At 55.0% G+C, this 4,968-nt stretch carries 4 protein-coding genes and 1 pseudogene; 1 reads left to right on the top strand and 4 read right to left on the bottom strand.

The genetic code is table 11. The features are described 5' to 3' along the window. Window positions 1-364 precede the first annotated feature (364 nt). The 4 genes from QZ326_RS11120 to QZ326_RS11135 form a co-directional block, all read right to left on the bottom strand. The gene (locus QZ326_RS11120) at window positions 365-1,591 is read right to left on the bottom strand and encodes an FprA family A-type flavoprotein (RefSeq protein WP_295745179.1); all 1,227 of its coding nucleotides are present in this window, start codon (window positions 1,589-1,591) and stop codon (window positions 365-367) included. 35 nt (window positions 1,592-1,626) lie between these two features. Beyond that, the gene (locus QZ326_RS11125) at window positions 1,627-3,537 is read right to left on the bottom strand and encodes an acyl-CoA dehydrogenase family protein (protein ID WP_295745181.1); all 1,911 of its coding nucleotides are present in this window, start codon (window positions 3,535-3,537) and stop codon (window positions 1,627-1,629) included. A 21-nt stretch (window positions 3,538-3,558) separates the two neighbouring features. Then, entirely contained in the window at window positions 3,559-3,969 is a 411-nt protein-coding gene (locus tag QZ326_RS11130) for an Rrf2 family transcriptional regulator (protein ID WP_295745183.1), read from the bottom strand. A gap of 253 nt (window positions 3,970-4,222) precedes the next feature. Further along, complete coding sequence (locus QZ326_RS11135; RefSeq protein ID WP_295745185.1) at window positions 4,223-4,678, bottom strand: hypothetical protein; 456 nt, start codon at window positions 4,676-4,678, stop codon at window positions 4,223-4,225. Between the two features lie 97 nt (window positions 4,679-4,775). Between QZ326_RS11135 and QZ326_RS11140 the strand changes: the two are divergent. Continuing rightward, window positions 4,776-4,916: pseudogene (locus tag QZ326_RS11140) on the top strand (integrase DNA-binding domain-containing protein); the annotation flags it as partial. Window positions 4,917-4,968 lie beyond the last annotated feature (52 nt).

The following is a 4,968-nucleotide window of genomic DNA, read 5'->3' on the forward strand; positions in this document are numbered from 1 at the left end:
AAATCAGAGCCGCTGAAAGCGGCCTGCTGCAGCTTACACACCGCAGTATTTAAAAGGAATCATGATTCTTTTCAAGATATCTAGAGCAGTTCTCTGAAATAGCAATAAGGGAAGAAATATGGTAAAATAGCATCGGGGTAAGGAAGATGCTGCATAATGAAGCGGGGAATTTGCCGGTAGAAGCATATGAGAAAACGCACGAGGCAATCTATCAAGCCTCACAAACTTGTTTGGCCTGGGTGGGGGCATTCAATAGAAAACGTGTTTGCGTCAGTATCGACGCAAACACGCTTTCTGTCTTAAGTTTTAGCAGGCAGTGGGAGGAAACGCATCTTTAAGCGAAATTTTGTATTCGTATGGCTCTTTACTTGCCCTCTCCCCTGATCGAGGCAGCGATGGCATCAGCCAGAGCATCGATCTCCGATTCATTATCGGCCTTGAGGGAAGAGGTAACAGTCATCTCCTCGTCCAGAACGGTCATGTTTTTCAGGCTTTCGATCTCCTCCTTCATCAGTGCGCCAGAGCGGGGTGCCCAAGAGCCGCTACCCATGATTGCAACGGTGCGCTTCTGGAGGTTCAGGGCTTTCATGTCCGTGAGGAAATTGTGCATGGGCGGGAAAATGCCCAGGTTGTAGGTAACGGAGGCCAGCACCAGGTGGCTGTATTTGAACAGATCGGAGATCAGATAGCTGACATGGGTGGAGGACACGTCATACAGCCTGGTGTTGGTGACGCCCCGGGCGGTGAGCTTGGCGGCCAGAACCTCGGCGGCGGCCTCGGTGTTGCCGTACATGGAGGCATAGACGATCATGACGCCCTTTTCCTCCGGCTCATAAGTTGCCCAATGGGTGTATTTGTCGATAATGTAGCCCAGATCCTTGCGCCACACCGGACCGTGGAGAGGACACAGGAACTTGATGTTGTCCAGCCCCACGATGCTGGCGGCCTTGTTCAGCAGGGCCACCACCTGGGGGCCGTACTTGCCCACGATGTTGGTGTAGTACCGGCGGGCGTCGTCGATCCACTCCCGGTCAAAGTCAAATTCATCGGCGAAGAGCTTACCGTCCAGGGAGCGGAAGGAGCCAAAGGCATCGGCGGAGAAAAGGACGCCGTTGGTGGTGTCGAAGGTCACCATGGCCTCCGGCCAGTGGACCATGGGGGCGTAAACGAAGGCCGCCGTGTGCTTGCCGAAGCACTTGGTGTCCCCTTCCTTGACCTCTTCAACCTGATTGGGGTCCAGGCCGAAGCCGAACTGGTTCAACAGCGTGACCGCCTTGGGGGTGGTGATGATCTTCACGTTGGGCCAGCGAAGGAGAATCTCCTCAATGGACGCGGCGTGGTCCGGCTCCACGTGGTTGATGACCATATAATCCAGGGGTCTGCCGTTCAGCACAGCCTTGACGTTGGCGATGAACTGCCGGCCCACCGCCCAGTCTGCGGTGTCGAAGAGAACGGTCGTCTCGTCCAGCAGGACATAGGCGTTGTAGGATACGCCGTGGTACAGGGGATGGATGTTCTCAAACAGGGCCAGCCGGTGCTCGTCCGCGCCCACCCAGTAGAGGTCGTCTGTGACCATACGGTAATTATACATATAGGATCTCCTCCTTTATTATTCTGTTAGAATGGTTACGCCTCAATTTCGATGAAGCTGTCCACAGTCTCGCCGCAGTGGGGGCAGGTCCAGCCCTCGGGCAGGTCCTTGAAGGCGGTGCCGGGCTTGACCTCGTTCTCCGGGTCGCCCTGCATGGGATCGTACTCGTGGCCGCAACCGTTGCAGACATACAGCTTCCGGGGCTGATAGACCTTTTTGGGGGCCATCCGCTTCATCTTCACCATGGGCGGCGCAGGCTGTTTCTCCCCGGTGTCCAGGGCGGCGGTGAGCAGGGGCAGGATTTCCATCACATCTCCCACGATGCCATAGTCGCAGTTTTTGAAGATTTTGGCATTGGGGTTGGTGTTGATGGCAACAATGCAGGAGGCGTCCTTGATGCCTTTCAGATGCTGGATAGCGCCGGAGATACCGCAGGCGATATAGAGGTTGCCCTTGAATTTCTGACCGGACATGCCCACATAGCGGTTGATGGGCACATATTTCAGTGTCTCAGCCACGGGACGGCTGGATCCTACAGCCGCGCCGGCAGCTTTCGCCAGGTTCTCGATCAGCTTCATATTCTTCTTCTCCCCAATGCCCTGTCCGGCGGAGACCACCCGCTCAGCCTGAGTGATGGGGGTATCCATGGGGATGCCCACGGTGAAGTCATGGCCGTCCTTTTTCAGGTTGGCCACCAGGGCTTCCACCTTCTCCTGGGCGGTGCCGTCCTTGAAAATCAGGCGCTTGCGGGCTCCGGTTTCTGGGCCCTTCTGCTGGGCGGGGGCGGCGGAAGTGTCCTTGGCCGCCTTGCCCAGAATGTGGGAGGCGATGACCACCCGCTGAATTTCGTTGGTGCCCTCATAGATGGTGGTGATCTTGGCGTCGCGGTAGAACCGTTCCACCTCCATGCCCTTGATATAACCGCAGCCGCCAAAGATTTGCAGGGCGTCGTTGGTGACCTCCAGGGCGATGTCAGAGGCGTACTGCTTGGCCATGGCGGACTCCATGCCGTATGGAGCATGGGCCTGCTTCAACTCGGCGGCAGAGTAGACCAGGAACCGGGCGCAGCGCAGCTTGGTAGCCATATCGGCGATTTTGAAAGCCACGTTCTGCTGCTGGCAGATGGGTTTGCCGAACTGAACGCGCTCCTTGGAGTACTCCACGGCGGCCTCATAGGCCCCTTGGGCGATGCCAAGCGCCTGGGCCGCGATGCCGATGCGGCCGCCGTCCAGGGTGGACATGGCAATCTTGAAGCCCTGGCCCTCTTTGCCTAGGAGATTTTCCTTGGGAACCTTGACGTTATTAAAGTTCAGCTGGCAGGTGGCGGAGGAACGAATGCCCATCTTGTCATAGTGCTCCTCAAAGGTAAAGCCCTCCCAGCCTTTTTCCACAATCAAGGCGGAGATACCCCGGGTGCCGATGCCGGGCGTGGTGACGGCAAAGACTACATAGGTGTCAGCCTGACCGCCGTTGGTGATGAAAATTTTCTCACCGTTCAGGAGGTAGTGGTCCCCCATATCCTCGGCGGTGGTCTCGGTTCCGCCGGCGTCGGAACCGGCGTTAGGCTCGGTCAGGCCGAAGGCGCCCACTTTTTTGCCGGAGCACAGGTCAGGCAGGTACTTTTTCTTCTGTTCCTCATTGCCGAAAGCGTAGATGGGGTAGGTACCCAGAGAGGTATGGGCCGACAAAATCACGCCCACGCCGCCGTCCACCCGGGCCAGCTCCTCCACGGCGATGGCATAGCTCAGGGCGTCTGCCCCGGCGCCGCCGTACTCTTTTTCGTAGGGCAGGCCCATCAGGCCCAGCTCACCCATCTTCTTGACCACCTCGGTGGGGAACTGGTTGTTCTGGTCCAGCATGAAAGCAATGGGCTTTACCTCAGTTTCGGCAAATTCCCTTACCTTGGCCCGCAGCTCCTCATGCGCCTGTGTGGTTTGATACAGCATACAGATACTTCCTCCTCTATATTAAAGTTCTTGGAACATTGCGCTCAGTGGCGTTTTGCGTAGCTCTTTGTCCAGCGCTTTCTGGATGCGGGACAGCTCTTGGCACATACCGCAGTTCTCTGGCTGCCGGTTTTCGCACCGGTAACCAGGCCGCTGGCAGCGGTTGACAAAAGCAGGGTCTCCAAGTGCCAGAAACAAGTCCCGCAGATACAGCTCTTCGCAGGACCGCCGGATCAGATAGCCTCCACTGGATCCCCGACGGCTGGACACCATGCCGGCGGCATGGAGCCTCTTCAGTATTTTTAGTGTAACAGCCTTGGACATGTGTTCCTTTTCAGCAATTGCTGCGGCGGAAAGCTGCCCCTCCAGATACAGGGCCCGGAGGATACGCAGAGCATAGTCCATTTCCCGGGTCAGCAGCAATCGGATCACGCTCCTTTATAGAGTACCTTTTTGGTATATTATAGCAGTTTTGTTTGTTTTGTCAATACGTATCAGAAAAAACTCGTATTTTTTGGCAAAACGACAGAAATATCCCTGACTAAAGCTAGATAGTGTCTACTAGAAATTGCTGGATATCCCGTCTGTTTCCAAATTTGTAGGTATTTAAGAGATTTTGCGCATTTTCCCAGACAGAGCGTGTTCGAAGAGTTGTTAATCATAAGTGGATTTGCACAAATCAGCTCTATGATACCTGAGAAAATAGGCCAAAAGCATAGTGGCAACACCGCACAAAGCAAATGTGCATGGGATAAAAATGTGGTAAAATAGGGACATGAATAAACAGATAAGTCTGTCGGGCCTGATGGACGAACTGTCGCAGACGCGGACAAAGAAGAAAAAATTTTTGTAGCAGATGGATCGCCTGATTCCATGGGGTAAATGGGTGGAAGAAATTAGGGCGTGCCAGAATTTCATCCAGCGTTTCCTGCTGGCAGACCAATTCCTCCGGGGTAGCGCAGTAGGGCAGAACGCACTGGGCGGCGATTATGTACTCGTCACACTCGTGCCCGTCCCAGAGCCGCCGCTGTTCCCGGTCAAGGCTCCGCTCGGTGCGCTTGGCCAGCTCCCAGAAATCGTCCGGGGTAGTGGCGTCCTCATAGGTCAGCTTGCGGCTATATCTCTTGATGGTGATCTCCATTGTGTTGTCCTCATATAGTTGCAGCGAGCCGAAATATCGGTATAATAGAAGGATGTCGTATCAAGGCTCGTTCCAGAACGGAAAGGAGCTTCACACTATGTCAGAAAAAAGATGGGACAATAAAGGAAGGATATTAAGGATTGGAGAGAGCCAGAGAAAAGACGGGAGATACGCATATAAATATGTAGACGCATTCGGCAAGCCGCAGTTTGTGTACTCATGGAAACTGGTAGCCACGAGGACCACGTTATGGGCAAGCTGAACGCAGAACGGTTTGCGAAGCTGTCCGA

The organism is uncultured Oscillibacter sp. (genome assembly GCF_910587525.1).
Taxonomy (GTDB): domain Bacteria; phylum Bacillota; class Clostridia; order Oscillospirales; family Oscillospiraceae; genus Oscillibacter.